Origin of the sequence: Ornithinimicrobium ciconiae (genome assembly GCF_007197575.1) — a bacterium.
In the GTDB taxonomy this organism is placed as follows: domain Bacteria; phylum Actinomycetota; class Actinomycetes; order Actinomycetales; family Dermatophilaceae; genus Ornithinicoccus; species Ornithinicoccus ciconiae.
The window spans coordinates 200,021-216,818 of sequence record NZ_CP041616.1 but is presented as its reverse complement, the minus strand read 5'-3'; the positions used below and the strand labels follow the sequence as shown (position 1 = coordinate 216,818).

14 protein-coding genes are annotated in these 16,798 nt (G+C 66.7%); 12 read left to right on the top strand and 2 right to left on the bottom strand.

Annotation, left to right across the window (positions count from 1 at the left end; translation table 11 throughout):
- The first annotated feature begins 53 nt into the window (after positions 1-53).
- The 11 genes from FNH13_RS01055 (at position 54) to FNH13_RS01010 (ending at position 12,773) form a co-directional block, all read left to right on the top strand.
- Complete coding sequence (locus FNH13_RS01055; RefSeq protein ID WP_143781741.1) at positions 54-2,120, top strand: transposase family protein; 2,067 nt, start codon at positions 54-56, stop codon at positions 2,118-2,120.
- Positions 2,120-3,196 carry a TniB family NTP-binding protein gene (locus FNH13_RS01050; protein WP_143781740.1) on the top strand — a complete coding sequence of 359 codons (1,077 nt, stop codon included), beginning with the start codon at positions 2,120-2,122 and terminating at the stop codon, positions 3,194-3,196. The genes FNH13_RS01055 and FNH13_RS01050 overlap by 1 nt, the downstream gene beginning before the upstream one ends.
- A complete protein-coding gene (locus tag FNH13_RS01045) occupies positions 3,186-4,652 on the top strand; it encodes a TniQ family protein (protein ID WP_143781739.1) in 1,467 nt (488 codons plus the stop codon). Before FNH13_RS01050 ends, FNH13_RS01045 begins: the two co-directional genes overlap by 11 nt.
- Positions 4,649-4,858: a hypothetical protein gene (locus tag FNH13_RS18890; protein WP_165699967.1), complete on the top strand. Its 210-nt coding sequence runs from the start codon at positions 4,649-4,651 to the stop codon at positions 4,856-4,858. The genes FNH13_RS01045 and FNH13_RS18890 overlap by 4 nt, the downstream gene beginning before the upstream one ends.
- On the top strand, positions 4,855-6,492 hold the full coding sequence (locus FNH13_RS01040) for a TniQ family protein (RefSeq protein ID WP_165699966.1): 1,638 nt from the start codon (positions 4,855-4,857) through the stop codon (positions 6,490-6,492). The genes FNH13_RS18890 and FNH13_RS01040 overlap by 4 nt, the downstream gene beginning before the upstream one ends.
- Before the next feature lie 451 nt (positions 6,493-6,943).
- A complete protein-coding gene (locus FNH13_RS01035; RefSeq protein ID WP_143781737.1) occupies positions 6,944-9,043 on the top strand; it encodes a DUF262 and DUF1524 domain-containing protein in 2,100 nt (699 codons plus the stop codon).
- Between the two features lie 62 nt (positions 9,044-9,105).
- Positions 9,106-9,483: a TIR domain-containing protein gene (locus tag FNH13_RS01030; RefSeq protein ID WP_143781736.1), complete on the top strand. Its 378-nt coding sequence runs from the start codon at positions 9,106-9,108 to the stop codon at positions 9,481-9,483.
- Positions 9,484-9,485: 2 nt separating this feature from the next.
- Positions 9,486-10,469, top strand: a complete 984-nt coding sequence (locus FNH13_RS01025) for a caspase family protein (RefSeq protein ID WP_143781735.1) — start codon at positions 9,486-9,488, stop codon at positions 10,467-10,469.
- Positions 10,466-10,936: a DNA-processing protein DprA gene (locus FNH13_RS01020; protein WP_143781734.1), complete on the top strand. Its 471-nt coding sequence runs from the start codon at positions 10,466-10,468 to the stop codon at positions 10,934-10,936. The genes FNH13_RS01025 and FNH13_RS01020 overlap by 4 nt, the downstream gene beginning before the upstream one ends.
- 526 nt (positions 10,937-11,462) lie before the next feature.
- Positions 11,463-12,152: a hypothetical protein gene (locus FNH13_RS01015; protein ID WP_143781733.1), complete on the top strand. Its 690-nt coding sequence runs from the start codon at positions 11,463-11,465 to the stop codon at positions 12,150-12,152.
- A 108-nt stretch (positions 12,153-12,260) separates the two neighbouring features.
- The gene (locus FNH13_RS01010) at positions 12,261-12,773 is read left to right on the top strand and encodes a DinB family protein (protein WP_143781732.1); all 513 of its coding nucleotides are present in this window, start codon (positions 12,261-12,263) and stop codon (positions 12,771-12,773) included.
- Positions 12,774-13,010: 237 nt separating this feature from the next.
- On the opposite strand, the gene FNH13_RS01005 is transcribed toward FNH13_RS01010, so the two are convergent.
- Positions 13,011-13,781 (bottom strand): N-acetyltransferase, encoded by a 771-nt coding sequence (locus tag FNH13_RS01005; RefSeq protein ID WP_143781731.1) that lies wholly within the window; start codon positions 13,779-13,781, stop codon positions 13,011-13,013.
- Positions 13,782-13,899: 118 nt separating this feature from the next.
- On the opposite strand from FNH13_RS01005, the gene FNH13_RS01000 reads away from it, so the two are divergent.
- Positions 13,900-14,895, top strand: a complete 996-nt coding sequence (locus FNH13_RS01000; RefSeq protein WP_143781730.1) for a hypothetical protein — start codon at positions 13,900-13,902, stop codon at positions 14,893-14,895.
- Between the two features lie 409 nt (positions 14,896-15,304).
- On the opposite strand, the gene FNH13_RS00995 is transcribed toward FNH13_RS01000, so the two are convergent.
- Positions 15,305-16,792: a LuxR family transcriptional regulator gene (locus FNH13_RS00995; RefSeq protein ID WP_143781729.1), complete on the bottom strand. Its 1,488-nt coding sequence runs from the start codon at positions 16,790-16,792 to the stop codon at positions 15,305-15,307.
- Positions 16,793-16,798 lie beyond the last annotated feature (6 nt).

Below are 16,798 nucleotides of genomic sequence, written 5' to 3'. Positions count from 1 at the left end.
ACCTGGAACGTCACGGGGTTCGTCTGCGCTTCTCTACCGGCGAAGACCGGTCCGTGACCTTCACACAGCTCCAGGCGCGGGCGGTAGGTGAGGGCGGAGCCCAGGCCCTCCACTCTTCCCTCTTCCCGTGGTGGACCCAACTCGAGGAATCGGTGCGCCTGGAGGCTCTCTTCAAGCAGGAGTGCGTCCTGGAGGCACGGACCGGGTTCCGGTATGGACTGCGCGAGCTCGCCCAACGCGGTGAGCCCTTTCACCCGTTTGGTGATGACTTTGGTCTGAGCTTGTCGGCGCGCTACCGCGCGATGAGCAAGGTCGTCACCTTCGAACGCTCTGTCGACCGGGCGGTGATGCGGCGGGTCTACGACGGGGAGCTGGCAGACCACCGGGTCGCTGCTCGCACGCTGCAACGTTGGGACAACCTCTGGGTGAGCAGCGGTCTGCGGGGGCTCGTCGACGGCCGCGCCGTCAAAGGTAGGCAGGCTTTCGACGTCATCGACGCCGACTTCCGACGGGTTGCCCTCGACAAGTTCGCTGAGTACGACGGGTCCAAGAGTCGACCCAACCTGCAGGAGATCGAGCGTCAGGTGCGAGTGGCCCTCAAGAACGAAGGCATCACCGACCCGCACCTTCCGGACCGGATCACCCAGGAGTTCCTCAGCTACCACTGGCGCGCGACCGGATCCTCGGTGCGCGCCCAACGCTCCAAGTCCCTCCGCCGAGTCGCCGGTCACCAGAGCTACCCCGCCCAGCACCCCTCCGAACTCGCCACCGACCTGACCATCGCCAACAACTTCGTCCTCGACCCCCTTCAAGAGCGCGCCATCAACGTCGAGGTCGGGGTCATCCATTCCATCGCCACCCGGGTCATCCACGGCATACGTGTCTTCCCTCGTGGAGCGCGCGGCATCGACGTCGGGCTCCTGGTCTACGACGCCATGCGGCAGTTCGCCATGGTCGTCGACGGCACCACCATCGACGACTTTCGCTGGTGCGGCATACCCGAGTCCCTCGACCTCAGCGGCAACCCTGTACACATCGGGAGACGCCCCGCCGTCAAGCGCGACCTGGCGATCCAAGGTGTGCACTACCTGCCCGGTGTGGCCCCCACCTCACTGCGGAGCGACCACGGCAGCATCTTCGTCGGCGAGCATTTCCGAGCACTTCTCGACCAGTTCGGCATCGAGCTCCGCCTGTCGCGCGGCAAGAAGCCGACGGACAACCCGCACTCGGAGCGGAAGATGGAGGACCTGGAGCGGGCCTACCAGCAGGTGCCCGGGTACAAGGGCCGCTCCATCCACCAGCGTGGCCGATTCATCGGCATTGAGGCGGACGAGCCCCTGCTCACCGCCGAGGAACTCGAGCGGCACTTCCGGCGATGGGTCGCCGTCGACTACCACCGGATGCCCCACGACGGCCTCGCTCTCCCCGGAGCGCCCGGCATCCGGCTGACCCCATTGGAGATGCACGACGCGCTGGCGGACGCCACGGGCCGGATCCTCGTCCCCCAGCACCCCGACCTGCTCTACCAGTTCTTGCCAACCATCTGGCTGACACGCGGCCATGCCGGCGTCGAGCACAAGAATCTGACCTACGACGCGCCTGTCCTCGGAGACTTCCGTTCGGTCAGGGTGGGCACGTTCCGCGAACGGGACGCAGCGATCCCCTTCCACATCGACCCACGAGACCTGACGCGCCTCTGGTTCCGTCACCCGGCGACCGACCGGATCCACGAGATCCCGTGGAAGGCACGACACCTCATCCACGCACCCCTGGGTGACGTTGTCCGCGACCGCGCTCTGGCCCGGATCAAGGAACGGGGCGGGAACAGGATCCTGAACAAGACCGTCGTCATGCGCCAGATCATCGACGAGATCGGAGAACTCACCACGGCCCCGACCACCGACGAGTGGCGCAACAAGCTCGCAGCAGCGCAACTGCGCTGGGAGCAGTCACAACGCGACCATGCCGAGGTCGCCGAGGCGCACAGGGTCCTCGCACAGAACGCAGCACAGGGCCTGCCATGCATCCCTCGTCCTGAAGAGCCCTTGCTGGACGGGTCCGCGGATGGTCCGGTGCTCGACTTCGAGGAGCCGTGGCCGGACTACGAGGAGCTTGGGTAGTGGACGCCCGCATGTGGCACCGCCAAGCACTGGGCACCGGGCCAGAGCTCCCCCAGCCGGCGCCGACGGCCGTCTTCGACTCCTTGCCCACCACGGAGCAGGACGACTACTGGGCCGAGCTGTCGCACACGCTGCCGGCACTGGTCGTCCCATCCGTCCTGGCGCAACGGGCCGAGCAACGTCTCAGCCGGCTGCTGGCGATCAACGACCGGCGTCCGCCCGGAGCAAAGTCCGTGATCGGGATCGATGCCCCCTTCGCCGTTGGCAAGTCCACCTTCGTCAAGTCCTGGGCGCACCGTGCCTACCGAGACCGGGTAAGTCCAGGAACGAGCTACGTTCTCCCGACGTGGACACCCGAGCCGGAGGTGACCGCCGACTGGGTACCGCAGGTGTACATCACCCTGCGGGCAGCCTCGAGGATCAAGGACATCAACGCCTCCATCCTGGCGTTCCTGGGCTACCCCTCCGAAGGTCTCGTCCGGGTCACCACCACCCGGGTGGTCAAGGTCCTGGCCACGCACGGAGTGCGGTTGCTCATCGTCGATGACGTCCACATGCTCAAGACCACCCACGCCGAGGGTCGGGACGTCCTGGACTACCTCAAGTTCCTCAACACCGAGTTGGGCGAACTCGGCGGCACCATGATCCTTGTCGGCGCCCATCTCGAGGGTGGACCGCTCTACCAGGACCCTCAGATCACGGGGCGTCTGGACAAGATCACCCTGGCCGCCTACGAGATCACGACCTTGGGCGGCCGGCGGGACTGGCAGCGTTTCCTGGCCCGGCTGGAGGAGGTGCTGCTGCCCTACTTCGACACCGTGCCGGTGGGCGTGTTCTCCCAGGAACTCGCGGGATACGTGTGGCGGCGCACCCAGGGATACGTCGGTGACACAGTGCGCCTGCTCGCCCAGGCCCTGCTTGCCCGGTTCGACAACGCCGAGGACGCGATGACCAGGGAGTCGCTGCAGGCCGTGCCGCTGTCGGCTCGGGCAGCGACCGCCGAGGCGGATCTTGTCGCCGCCGCAGCCGCCCCGTCCAACCGCCGCAACCGCCAGACCAAGACTGATGCGTCCTGACCAGCCGCTGCCGGTCCGCCCCGCCGTCATCGACGGAGAGGCCCTGTCGGGGTATGCCGTACGGCTGGCCGACGCCAACGGTCTGCACCTCTCGTCGCTGCTGCCTCGCGGGTTCGTCGACTCCGTCGCCCCTGCAGGCGTGGTGACCCGGTTGGCCACCGCAGCCGGCCTGCCCCCGGCCCAGGTGGAGAGCATGACGTTGGCGACGATGCCGGTCGCGGTCCGAGGCAGGGGCAAGAGACTGCGGCACGGGTGGCGGCTGCACCAGGACATCGCCTGGGTATGCCCGGTCTGCACCGACCAGACGGGGTACCGGGCACTTTTGTGGCGCCTGGCCCTGATGCCGGTCTGCACCCGCTGCGGCGTCTTGCTCGTCCAGGACTTCGAGATCCCCTCCGCCCGACCCGCACCCACCCAGCTCCTGGACCTGGCGGCTGGTCTGGCCGAGCTGGTCCGGACCAGCGTCGTGAAGCCCAGGTCTCGGGGAGCCCTCTACCGGTTGCGGCGCCGGTGTCAGTCGTTGGCCGCCTCCATCGAGCCATGTGATGGGCCGGCCGCTGCCGGCCTTCCGCCGGTGAACATCGCTGATGCCCGCAACTGGGGGCCCCACCCCGCGCCGGACCCTGCGACGATGGCCGCGCTCCTGCTCACCGCTGGCGGTTCACTCATCCCGCGAGGAAAGCGCAGCGCGACGGGGAGCCGGACGAGTGAGTTCACCACCGCCGACCGTGACCGCCTCGAGTGGTTCCTCACCCAGCTCCGTCAGCACGTCGTCCGGCACGATCTGGCGCCTGGCCATGTCCCCACCACGCTGCCGCAGGTCATCGACGGTCAGCGACAGGCTCGTCGACCCGGACAGTGGTTGTCGCTGACGCGGGCTGCGGCCGCGCTCTACATGATGATCGCCCGCGCCCACGGTCAGGACGACACCCCGATCACCGCGTTGCTGGCGCTCGGTGTGCCCGATCTCCCCACCTGCCTACTCATCGACGCCATCGACGCAGGGAGAGGTTTGCGTGCGTACGACGCGGACCGTCTGAACGCCGCGCTCCAGGTCCTGATCGCGGATGGGTTGGTCGACTACCAGCACCGACGCGACACGTTGCGTGCTGTCACCCGGTTGCCGCGCAGCACCACCCACCGGTTGCGCGCCCCCCTTCCGGGCACGATCGAGCACCCCGCGGTGCCTCTCGGGCTCGGGTGGATCTGGACCCGGTTCACCCAAGGGCCGATGCGTTCCAGCCGTTGGCCACAGATCCCGGACCGGGACGTCCACGCGTTCGACACGGCACTGGACCCCGAGACCCGACTGCTGCTGCACGAGACCGGCCAAGAGCTGCTGGCCGACGCCCACCTGCACCCCACCCACGGCACCCCGGCCACCGTGGAGGCTCTCCTCCTCACCGGACCCACGCTGCGTGCTGGCCGCCGCGTCAGGAAGGAGACCATCGGATGAGCACCACTGACACGTGGCAGGTCTGGGACTGCGGAGACCTCATCGGCACCTTCACCGACCCTCACGCCGCTGCGGAGTGCCGCAGGGAGCTGCTGGACCAGGAGTGCCACGACTGGCCCCACCTGGTCGACCTGACCACCCGGTGCATCTGCGTCGTCCACATCACCGACGACGGTGCCCCCGTCCACCTGCCGGGACTGGCGTGAGCGTCCTGCCGGTCCGGATCACACCCCGCCCCGGGCAGGCCCTCGACTCCTACCTGGAACACCTGGCGTCTGCCAACCAGCTCACCACCGCCCAGCTGATGGCGCTGGTGTCCACCGTCAGCGGCGCACCCACCCGCTACCTCGCCCTGGCGCCCGACCCGGCCCTCCTCGCGACCGTTGCCCACCTGGCCCACCTGAACCCGGTCGACCTGGCACGGACCGTCCTGACATCCCTTCCCGGCGTCGGCGATCTGGACCCCGGCACCCGGTACGGCCACCGCGACCTGGCCGCCAAAGGGTGGGTCCAGCTGCACGGCACCCAGGCCTGCCCGGCCTGCCTGGCCGACCACGGGGCCTGGTCCACCACCTGGCGGCTACCGGTCATGACCACCTGCACCACCCACCGCCGACACCTCGCGGTGACCTGCCCGGGGTGCCGGCGACCGTTCCGCGACGGCCGCTCCACCCAGCTCCGACCGGTCGGTGCGGACACCACCTGCGGCAACCCCCTCGGTGCTGGACCACGCCAGCAGTGCACCCGCGACCTCACCACCATCCCGACCGCGGTAGCCAGCCCCGCCCAGCTGCACCGGCAGGCCCGCACCGACACCGCCCTGACCGGACGACCCGTCACCGTCCTCGGGCAGCAGTCTGAACCAGCCGCCTACCTGGCCGACCTGCGTCACCTGACCGTCCTGCTGCTGCACCTGGCCACCCAGGACACCACCGGCCACCTCGCTGACTGGACGCCCAGCCTGCAGACCGAAACGGCCGCCCGCACAAGCCGGCGAGGACCCCGCTGGGGCATCCGCCCACCCACCGACCCCGGCCTACGCGCCCAGGCCCTGACCACCGCAGACCAGATCCTCAACCGCCCCGACCGTGAGTCCGGTGCTGACCAGCTCTCGCCCTGGCTGGCCGCCATCCCCACCGGTACAGATAGCCGGCTCGGGTGGTTGGCCGACCGCACGGTCATGACACCGACCCTCACCGGCCTGCTCACCGCAGCCCTGGCCCCCTACCGACGCATCTCCCACAGCCTCACCGCCCAGACCGGAGGGCCCATGACCAACCCGCGCTACATCCCCCAAGTCCTGCCCCTGGCGACCTACCAAGAACACCTCGCCGCCGACCTGACCGTCACCCCGCTGCTGGGCCGCACCTACATCACCCTCTGCCTGGCCCGCACCACCCCAGGCGTCACCACCTGGGCCCACGCCGCGCAGACACTGCACCTGACCGGTGAGATGGGCACCCGCACCGCCCGGACCTGCTCGGCCCGCCTGACGGTCGACAACCCCACCTTCATCGACCACCTCCTGCAGCTGGGCGCCACCCTGGACACCGACGTCGACTACCGCACACTCGAGGACCACGTCCGACAGTGCTGGGCGAATAGGGACTGGCCCAGCGACTGGCCAGGAGCGGACGCTACCGGCACCAAGCAAGCGAACCTCATCACCTGGGCCTGGACCCACCTCGCGCACGCCCACCCCGACACCTCCCCAGCGTGGGGACGCCAAGGCAGGACCCGCCCCGGATGGCAGGCCTACACCCGCTTCGAGAAGACCCTCACCCGGCAGCAACAGCAGACGCTGACCGAGGAGTTCGCCAAGGCAGCGGCAGCCCGATGAACGACCTGACCCACCTCGACGCCCTCACCACCCGCGACAGTAACCGCGCCGCCCTCGCCCGCGACCTACGGCGGCGCATCAGCAACCCACCCTGCGCCAAACCCGAGGTGGGCTGGCTCCAACTCGAGACGGAGTACGAGCAGGCGACGAGTAGGCGAGACCGGGCAGGAGTGTTACAGCGAACCTGGGCAATCTGCTGCACCTGCGCTCATGTGGAGCCCTGCGCCCTCCTAGCCATCGTGGACCAGCACACCGGCCTCTCAGCAGGCGACGCCTACCGCAACGGTCATCAGCTTGATGAGCGCGGTCGAAGGCTGCCGGGGTAGCGGTAGACCAAGTGCTGGGGGTCACCGTCTACGCTGCTTTTGACCGTGGCTGGCTTTGAGGCCGGGCACCTCGGCATCGTTGCGCAGGCCTTTGCTGGCCTGGGCGGAGGACAGGGGATCCAGCCATGAAGGCTGTCGACTCGCACCTGCTGACGCTGCTCAAGGCGAGCAGTCAATTCATCGTGCCGATCTACCAACGGCTTTACTCCTGGCAGGTGCCAGAGTGCTCCCAGCTGTGGTCCGACATCGTGCGGGCGGGCTCTGACGAGCGGCTGGGCTCGCACTTCACAGGCTCGATCGTCTATGTGGCGCGGGACCAGGCAACCAACACCTCGGCCGAACCAGACCTGATCATCGACGGTCAGCAACGCATCACAACCGTGACTTTGATCCTGGCGGCACTGGTCGAACGGCTCTCCCAGCTCCCCCTGGGTGAGCAGGAGCCCTATGACGGGTTCTCCCCGCGCAAGATCCGCAACAGGTACTTGTTGAACGACGATGAAGAGGGAGAGCGTCAGCACAAGCTGGTTCTGTCCCAAAGTGACCGAGACGCCCTGTTCGCGATCGTGCAGGGGACCAAACCCGCCGATGGTCTGACCACGCGCGTGATCGACAACTACAGGTACTTCCAGAGCAAGTTTGCCGATCCCAAGCTCGACCTCGTCCAGGTGTGTCGTGGCCTGGACAAGCTGATCGTGGTCGACGTCAAACTGGAGCGCGGGGTGGACAATCCCCAGTTGGTGTTCGAGGCGATGAACTCCACAGGTCGCAAGCTCTCCCAGGCCGACCTGATCCGCAACTACGTGTTGATGGACCTGCCCACCAAGGAGCAGACCCAGATCTACACATCCCACTGGCGGCCCATGGAGCTGGAGTTCGTCGGTGCCAGCGACAGCAAGTTCGACGAGTTCGTCCGGCACTACCTGACGGTCAAGACCGGCGACATTCCCCGCCTGGACGACATCTACGAGGCCTTCAAGGACTATGCGACCACCCATGTCCAGTCCGATGAACCGATCGAGTCCCTCGTGGTCGACCTGCGCGAGTACGCCCACCGGTTCTGCGCCATGGCCCTTGGCAAGGAGAAGGACCCCAAGCTCAGACCAGCCTTCCGCGACCTGGACCAGATCCGGGCCGACGTCGTCTACCCGTTCCTGCTGGAGGCCTACACCGACTACGAGCTGGGCACCCTGGGCACGGACGATCTGCACGAAATCGTGCAGATGGTTACCTCCTACGTCTTCCGTCGGGCCGTATGCCGCATCCCCACCAACTCGCTCAACAAGACGTTCGCCGGGTTCGCATCGGCCGTGCGCAAGGATCGCTACGTCGACAGCGTCAAGTCCCACTTCCTGAGCATGCGCAGTTACCGAGCCTTCCCCACCGACGAAGAGTTCCGAGCGTCGCTGACCACCACGGACCTGTACAACTTCCGCCGACGCTCCTACCTGCTCCGCCAATTGGAGAACCACGGTCGTAAAGAACGGGTCGCCGTGGAGGAGTACACGATCGAGCACATCCTGCCGCAGAACGAGAACCTCTCTCCGCACTGGCGCCAGGCGTTGGGCGAGGACTGGCGGGACCTGCAGCGCAAGTACCTGCACACCTTGGGCAACCTCACCCTGACCGGGTACAACTCCGAGTACTCCGACCACCCCTTCATCACCAAACGAGACATGCTAGGGGGCTTCAAGGACAGTCCGCTGCGTCTCAACGCCGGACTGGGCCAGCTGGACGCCTGGACCGTCGAGGAGATCGAGAAGCGAGCAGACCGGCTGGCCAGCGACGCCATCGCCATCTGGTCACGACCACATCTCGACGCGGCCGCCATCGACGAGTCACCACTGACCCGCAGCGACTCCCGGTTCACCATCGAGGACCACCCCTACCTGCTGCCCCCATGCCGGCGGGAACTGTTCGAGAAGCTGAGCACCGAGACGATGGCTCTCGATCCGGGCGTCACCCGACACTTCCTCAAGCTGTACGTCGCATTCAAGGCCGAAACGAACTTCGTCGACGTCGTCCCGCAGAAGGCACGCCTGCGGTTGAGCCTGAACATCCCCATCGAGGTCCTGAACGACGAACGAGGACTGGCCAAGGACGTCAGCGGGAAGGGTCGCTGGGGCAACGGACCCACGGAAGTCAGCCTGTACGAGGACTCAGACTTCGCCTACGTGATGGGCCTGGTCCGACAGGCCTACGAGTACCAGATGGGTGGCGACTGAGCTCAGGTCTGTCGGCGAGGTGCGGTAGAGATGGGACATCACAGCAACGGAAGGAGCCATCCATGGCAAACAAGATCGTCTTCATCGCCTTCGCCAAGGAGGATGAGAGAGTGCGCGACCTGTTCGTAGGTCAGCGAAAGCTGGGAAGCACGCCCTACGACTGGACCGATATGAGTGTCAAGAACCCCTATGACAGCGACTGGAAGGAGCGAGTTCGGAGCCGCATCCGCCGCTCTGATGGCGTGATCGCTCTGATCAGCAGCAGCACCCCGAAGGCCACGGGCCAGTTGTGGGAGATCGAGTGCGCTCGTGAGGAGGGCAAGCCACTCCTCGGCATCTGGATCGAGGACGGCTACCGGACCAAGCCTGCACAGATGGGCTCTGCGCCCTGTAAGGACTGGACGTGGAAGAACGTCGGTGACTTCATCGACCAGCTGTGACCATGACACCAGCACGTCGCGCTCTCGTGGTCGGAATCGACAACTACATCTCGTACAACAACCTCGCTGGCTGCGTTAATGATGCCCGGGCTCTCGCCCCAGTCTTGGCCCGGAACGAGGATGACTCCCCCAATTTTGAGGTGCGTACGCTGACAGCACCCGCGACCACCGGCCGTGTCACCCGCGATGAGCTGCTGGAAGCGCTGGACCAACTTTTTGCTCCAGGGGCGGACATGTCCCTGCTGTACTTCGCGGGCCACGGAGCGCAGGTGGGAGATGGAGGTGATGTGGTTCTCGTCACAACTGACGCGACGCGGCAGACTCCGGGCGTCAGGTTCACCGAGATCATGGAGCGGGTAAACGACTGCACTCACGAAGTGGCGGTGATCCTCGACTGCTGCTTTTCCGGAGGGGCTGGAGGCGTTCCTGCAGCGATGTCCCAGGGGGCGATCCTGAGGCAGGGAGTGTCCATGCTCACCGCCAGCAGGGCTGATCAGACGTCCGCCGAGACGCTTGACGGACGTGGACAGTTCTCCGCGTACCTCGAAGGTGCCCTGGAGGGAGGAGCCGCCGACGTTCTCGGTCACCTGACGTTGGCGGGACTGTATGCCTATCTGTCTGAGGCGTTTGGAACTTGGGACCAACGACCCATGTTCAAGGCGAACGTCGACAGGTTGCAGGACATCCGTCGCTGTGACCCCTCCGTCCCCCTGGAGACCCTCCGGCAATTGCCGGTGTGGTTCCCCGAAGCTGATGCGTTGTTCGCACTCGACCCGACCTACGAACCGGACAAGAGGGAGTCCAACCTCCCTCCCAATCCTGAGCACGAGGGGATCTTCAAGCAACTTCAGAAGTGTCAGTCGGCAAAGCTGGTCGAGCCGGCAGGCGCAGAGCACATGTACTTCGCTGCCATGCAAAGCCAGGCTTGCCGCCTCACGCCTCTGGGCAGGCACTACCACCACCTCGCGTCAGCGGGCCGGATATGAGGACTGTCGGCATCACAGGGCATCAGAAAGCTCCTGAAGTCGTATGGCAGACTCTGGCTGACCAACTGCCCAGTATTTTGGGGCCACCTCCGTTCGTGGGCGTGTCGAGCCTTGCCGTAGGAGCCGACCAAGAGTTCGCGCGGACCGTACTGCGACTGGGTGGTGACCTCATCGCGATCATCCCAAGCAGTCACTACGGAACATCCTTCGAGACGGCCGAGCAGCGGGAGCAGTATCAGTTTCTACTGAAGAGTGCGAAACACCACGAGCAGTTGCCCTTCGATCGGCCTAACGAGGATGCGTATCTTGAAGCGGGGCGCCGGGTTGTCGCGCTATCGGACTCTCTTGTCGCAGTTTGGGATGGACAACCCGCAAAAGGTAAGGGAGGGACCGCCGACATCGTTGACTACGCGCGTCATCTCGGGAAGCGAGTGATGGTTATCTGGCCGCATGGTGTCACCCGCTGAATCCCCAGCGTTCCGAGGACAGGCCGGCACTGACCAGCTAGGTCTCGGCCTCGATCTTGCACGGCGGTCCTCTGCATTCACGGATCATGCGGGGTTCACCTGAGCGGGTCGCGAGAGTTCGGTGTCTCGACACCTGTCCCGGTCGTCGCCACCGTCGGCGGCGGCGTGCTGTGCCGGGGCACTCCTGGGTCTATGACACTGCAACTGCGTGACAAGGGCGGGACGACGACAGACGCCGACTTCGTCAGCGTCGTCCTTGTCATCCTCGGCATTGACAACTGGGAATAGATCAGTGAGTGAGGCATGGGAGTAACCGTGGGAGCCCTCTTGTTGGCGCTGCTGGCTCCCGCGTAATCGTGCTGTGGTCGTCCTGACCAACAGCGTCGCCGGACCGGCGCAAACGACGCCGCGGAAAAGGGCAATCGCCGCGGAGGTGACGGCCAGGAGGCCGCGCATCGACCAAGCCGTCGGCCACCCGGGCAAGAGTCCTGACGGGTCTGTCGGTGATGGCCGACAGTATGCAAGCGTGACCACCAAGAACGAAGAGGCGGTGCTGAGAGCTATCTCGGCGGGGGCGAGGACCTGGCGTGAAGTCGCCGCCGCCGCCGGGCTCTCCCATGAAGGCGCCCGGCAGATCGCCAAACGAATCAACGTGGAGAAGCCCGCTGCTGTGCCCGCCGCCAAGAAGAAGAAGAAGTCGTCGGCACGGGGGCGGACGAGACGAATGCGCGCGTCGATCTGGGACGATCGAGTGATCGAACGGTTCTGGCTTTACGTCGATCGCGAGGGACCACAGGTTCCCGGGTTCCCCGAACTCGGCCCTTGTTGGGTCTGGCTGGGGCCAACCGATGGCGCTGGATATGGCAGCCACACTGCGTTCGGTTCCCGTCGAAGGAGCGCTCACCGTTACGCCTGGATCCTGTCGCGCGGGCAACCCTCCCTGCCGGTGTTGGATCACCTCTGCCACTCCCTGAGCCGGACCTGCCCAGGGGGCACCTCGTGCCGGCACCGTCGCTGCGTCAATCCCGATCACCTAGAACCGGTCTCGTCACGGGAAAACACCGCTAGGTCTGGGGCGCGACGACGCAGGGACCGGGTTGTTACGTGCAAGCGCGGTCACATCTGGACCGAGGACACCATCCTCTACGATGTTCACGGCCACCGACTTTGCCGGGCCTGCCTCGAACGTTGGGAAGACGTCGAAATATCTACGTAGCCCACTCAGGATCGTAGGCCACCAGGCGTTCCTCGGGATACTGCTCGACCCACGTCACGAGACGACCATAAGGCCGGAGCCACTCGCCGCCGGTGTGAGGATGAGGGGATGGAGCCTGCGGCAACCGAGTACCCAGACCTGCGACCCGCCGACGAGCGCATCGCGCTCGTCCAGCGACTCGACCAGTACCGCTCAGTCACCGCTGGCTCGCTGGCCGGTCTGTCGTGGGACCTGGCGTCGGCACGCCTGCTCCCCGCGACGGATCTGACCATCGCCGGGATCGTACGACACCTGTCGTGGGCCGAGGACCGCTGGTTCCAGGGCCGGCTGCTCGGTCGGGCCATGCCCGCACCTTGGGACACGCCGGGCGCGGACGACCCGGACCGCGCGATGCGGCTTGAGCCGACCGACACCGTGGAGGGAATCCTCGGACTGTACGCGGCGGCGTGCGAGCGCAGCCGGGCAGTGCTCGCCGGGTGCACCTCGCTCGATCAGGCCGCGCTCGTTCCCTCGTTCGGCCATGGCCCGGTGAACGCCCGCTGGATCCTGGTGCACATGATCGAGGAAACGGCGCGCCACGCAGGCCACCTCGACCTGCTCCACGACGCGCTGCAGGCCTGAACCGAGACCGGCACGAACGGCCTCGCCCACTTTGCACAGCACTCCACCAAAGGTCCCGATCGTGCAAGGTTCACCGAACCGATCGTGCATCCTTGGCTGCATCTCGACAGCAGCTGTCGAGATGCAGCGAAGTTCGCACAAACGCCCTGTGTATGCGGCAATAGTCTGACGTGATGAGTAACATCACTCAGTGTTATGTAGTGCCACACGGGCGCAGTGTCCGAAGTCGCACGCCAGTCATCGGTCCGGGCCCGCTGGATGGGAGACATTCGGTCTCTCCCATTCGATGGCAGTTGCTACGGCTGTCCCGCCGTGGTTGAGAGCCATCAGGTGTGAGGCCCGGTTGGTGTCGTCGGTTTCGGCCGTGATGTGCGTGGTGCCCCTAGCCTGCAAGGTCCGCCCGACGGCTTGCAGCAGAGCTAGAGCCAGGCTGGTGCGGCGCCACGAGGAAGTTACTCCGATGCATCCAAGGCGTGGTTCGGGGTGGCGGTTCCAGACACGGACCAGCCCATCGAGACGGCCAGTGCGAGGATGCTGGGCCACCAGGTACAAGGCCCGGTCGAAGTCTGGGTCGTCCAGGGAGTCCGTGAGCTGGGCGCCGGTGCCGACCCAGTCTTGGGTTCCGGGAATGTCGGCCCTGATCGCGTTGTCGAGGTCGGCCACGATCTCGGGATCGAGTTCGGCTACAGACACGATCCGGTGTTCGGCGCGGGCCGGTGTGGTCGGGATGGCTGCTAATGGGAGCCGCCACGTCGTCTCGGTCCGCGCGGGAGTGAACCCGGCGCGGCGCAAGGCACGCTCGTGATCCTCGCCCTGGTCGGCCGGGCGGGAGATGAGCAGCGTGCCGCATCCGTCCCGGGTCGCGGCGTCGACCAGGGCAGGCCAGGCACCCGGCTGCTCTTCCGGCAGCCGTATCCACCAGGCACCGTCTGGACGTCGTACAGCCCGAAGGGTTGCGCCGTCAGCCGTCCAGCACCCGGTTTCGTCGCTGTAGGTCATGCCCAGCATCGTCCCTGCTTCACTGCCCATCCCTCCAGCCGTTTTCCGCACCGGATCTCGGATCGCAGAGTCGGACGCCCCGGGAAACCGGTGGCCTGCTGCCTCCACTCATGGCACGGTCACAACCGTGCGCGATACGACCTGGCAGAGCGAAGTCCACCAGTGGGCGTGCACGGCGACAGGGACATCGCTGGCCCCGATGGAGCAGGTCCGCACCGAAGCGTGGTCCTCGGTGTGGCGAACTCGTGGCCGGGGAGTCACCTACTGGTTCAAGGAGAACACCCCGCCCCTGACGCCCGAGGGCCCCGTCCATGCCGCACTGGCCGACCTTGCCCCGGACCAGGTGACAGCGCCAGTTGCCTGGGATGTGGAACGGGGCTGGCTGCTGACGCTGGATGGCGGTCAGGTGCTTCAGGATCTCTACCCCGAACGTCGAGGCATGGACACCGCGGCGATCAGGACCATGCTGCGGAGCTATGCCCAACTCCAGCGCGCGACCATCGGCCACGGGGAGCGTCTGAGGGCCGCTGGGCTGCCTGATCGGTCGCCAGCCACGGCAGGGCAGACGCTGTTGCAGGTGGCAACGGCGATGGCGGCCGCGGCCCCGGATGATCCACGGCACATCACCGAGCACGAGCTTGCCCGGCTCGTGGCCGGGGTGGAGGCCGTCGAGGAGGCCGCGCGCTGCCTGCAGCAGGGCCCGGTGCCGCTGGCGTTCGACCACAACGACCTGTTCCCGCGCAACGTGTTCGTGCCACGTGCACACTGGAGCTACCGATTCTTCGACTTCGGGGAGTCGTTGTGGTCCCACCCGTTCGAGTCGCTCGTGATGCTGGCGTGGGAGGTGGTCCACCAGCACAAGCTGCCGGCAGGGGACATCGGGCTCCTAGACTTGGACCACCCCGGCATCCATGACGTCTTCGACGCCTACCTGGAGCAGTGGCGGGACTTCGCCGACCTGCCCACCCTCCGACGCCTCACCGGGGCCGCACTTCAGCTCGCCCCGGTGTACCGAGCAGAGAGATGGATGGAGATTCTCGCCCGTCGCCCCCACGCGCTCGACCGCCACGGAGGCACTCCCCGCGCATGGATCTTCGACATCGAACGCCCCGTTCGCCTATGAAGGCACACGTCCTCTGTGTCATCACCGCCAGCGACTCAATTCGGGCATAGTCGATCGCCCACGGCAGCCGTGATGAGCGGCTACCTCGGCCGTCGGGTGAGTCTCGACAATCGGCGGAGCCCTCGGCGGCTCCCGACCCGCCATTGGCTGAGGATTCCGACAAGTTAGTGAGACTGCCGGCGTCTCACCAACTTGTCGGTCCGCAGGTCACGCGCCTGCTCCCCCGACAGATCGGCCGAGAACCTACACCGCCGCCGCTGCTGCGCCAGGAACTAGCCCCTAGTGTCGAGATGCACTCAAGGTTGTAAGAACGGCGCATGATTCCAAGAATCATCCAACGTTATGCGGGTCGTTCCAGCAACCCGTCGTCACATCCGGTGGATCGTCCAGTCTCGGGGTTCAGCGACAGTCACGACCCGGATCGGGTTGCCAGGTCCGCTTGGCTTGGGTGGGCGGCCGCGCGCAGGTGGCGGGCGGCCAGGGCTGTCCTGGAGGCGAGTCCGTTGGCTCTGAGCATGGCGGCGATGTGGACGGCCACGGTCCTCTCGCTGAGGTCGAGCGCGTCAGCGATCTCGAGGTTGCTGTGTCCTTCGGCGGTGAGTGCGAGCACACGGTGCTGAGCCGGCGTAGCGAGGACTGGTTGCTGCACGAGCGCTGCTTCGTGCTCCACCTGATCGTGCAGCCAGCCTGGCCAGGTGTCCAGCAAGGCCCGGGCGCGTTCGAGCTTCGACGCCGAAGCTGTCGGGCGGCCCTGACGGCGGTAGGTTCGAGCCAGCGCTAGATGGACCCGTGCTCGGTCGGGACCACTGCGCGATGGCTGCAGGAGGTCGAGGGCCGCCGCCGGTTCCACGTCCTGGCGACGGGCGTCGGCGATCAGGACCCGGACGTGCTGCTCGAGGTCGCCCAGCCCGTCGGGCAGGGTGGCCGCGAGGAACTCCTCTACGTCGTCGGGTGAGTGTCCGCTCTCGAGCGCGATCTGGGCGGCCTGCCAGGCGCGGTGGGGCCGTGTCGCGTGTCCTGCCCGACTGGTGCATCTGGCGTAGGCCTGGAGCGCGGCTTCGAGGCTCCCGGCCCCAGCTGCCGCCGCGGCGACGTGGCCGAGGTAGGCGTAGGTACGCACCCAGGGGTGGTCCACGGCGACCGACAGTGACCGGGCGCGCTCTCCCAGCCCCCTTGCCTCCTCGCGCCGGTTCGCGTGCCAGGCGAGGACGGCGGCCTTGGACAGGACCGCGATCAGTTCATTGCGCTGCGTGGTGTCCGCGATCTGCTCCTGGGCGTTGCTCCACGCCCGTTCCCATTGCCCGCAGGTCATGCCGACGTCGACCGCCTGCCGCAGGACGGTTCCCTGGTCCGGCCAGCCGTGCAGCAGGGTGCGTGCCTCGCTGATCCGGACCCAAGCCTCCACCCGGCCCTCGATGGTGTGCAGGCGATGCTGCAATGCGTGGATGCGGAGGTTCAGCGCGTTGTTGACGGCGCGGGCGGCCGTCGTGGTGCGGGTCAGCGAAGGATCGTAGGCGACCTGGTCCAACACAACGAGCGCGTCGATCAACCTCATCGAGCTGGCCGGGTGCGACCCGTCGACGGTCATGCTGGCCACAGTGACCCGGGCATCGGCCAACGCCTCCGCGGTGGCGTGGTCAAGGCCGGTCCCACCGTCCAGGAGCTGGTGCCCGAGCATGCTCGCCTGCTCGGCGCAGCGCAGAGCCTGGGGGAGTTGTTCGGCGAGGAGATGTAGGCCGGCCCGCATCGAGAGCACCTCGAGCTGAAGGCCATCGTCGCCGACGACGTACTGCCCAGCCTCATCAAGTGCGGCCCACGCCTGGTCCCCGTGCCCCGCGACCCAGGCCGGACGGCAGGTCGCGAGCAGTGCGCGGCACTCGACACGACGATCGACCATCTAGAC

Excerpts from the sequence above, each read along its gene's own strand:
- FNH13_RS01045 (WP_143781739.1), top strand. The coding sequence starts at position 3,186 with ATGCGTCCTGACCAGCCGCTGCCGGTCCGCCCCGCCGTCATCGACGGA.
- FNH13_RS18890 (WP_165699967.1), top strand. The coding sequence starts at position 4,649 with ATGAGCACCACTGACACGTGGCAGGTCTGGGACTGCGGAGACCTCATC.
- FNH13_RS01035 (WP_143781737.1), top strand. The coding sequence starts at position 6,944 with ATGAAGGCTGTCGACTCGCACCTGCTGACGCTGCTCAAGGCGAGCAGT.
- FNH13_RS01030 (WP_143781736.1), top strand. The coding sequence starts at position 9,106 with ATGGCAAACAAGATCGTCTTCATCGCCTTCGCCAAGGAGGATGAGAGA.
- FNH13_RS01025 (WP_143781735.1), top strand. The coding sequence starts at position 9,486 with ATGACACCAGCACGTCGCGCTCTCGTGGTCGGAATCGACAACTACATC.
- FNH13_RS01020 (WP_143781734.1), top strand. The coding sequence starts at position 10,466 with ATGAGGACTGTCGGCATCACAGGGCATCAGAAAGCTCCTGAAGTCGTA.
- FNH13_RS01010 (WP_143781732.1), top strand. The coding sequence starts at position 12,261 with ATGGAGCCTGCGGCAACCGAGTACCCAGACCTGCGACCCGCCGACGAG.
- FNH13_RS01005 (WP_143781731.1), bottom strand. The coding sequence starts at position 13,781 with ATGCTGGGCATGACCTACAGCGACGAAACCGGGTGCTGGACGGCTGAC.
- FNH13_RS00995 (WP_143781729.1), bottom strand. The coding sequence starts at position 16,792 with ATGGTCGATCGTCGTGTCGAGTGCCGCGCACTGCTCGCGACCTGCCGT.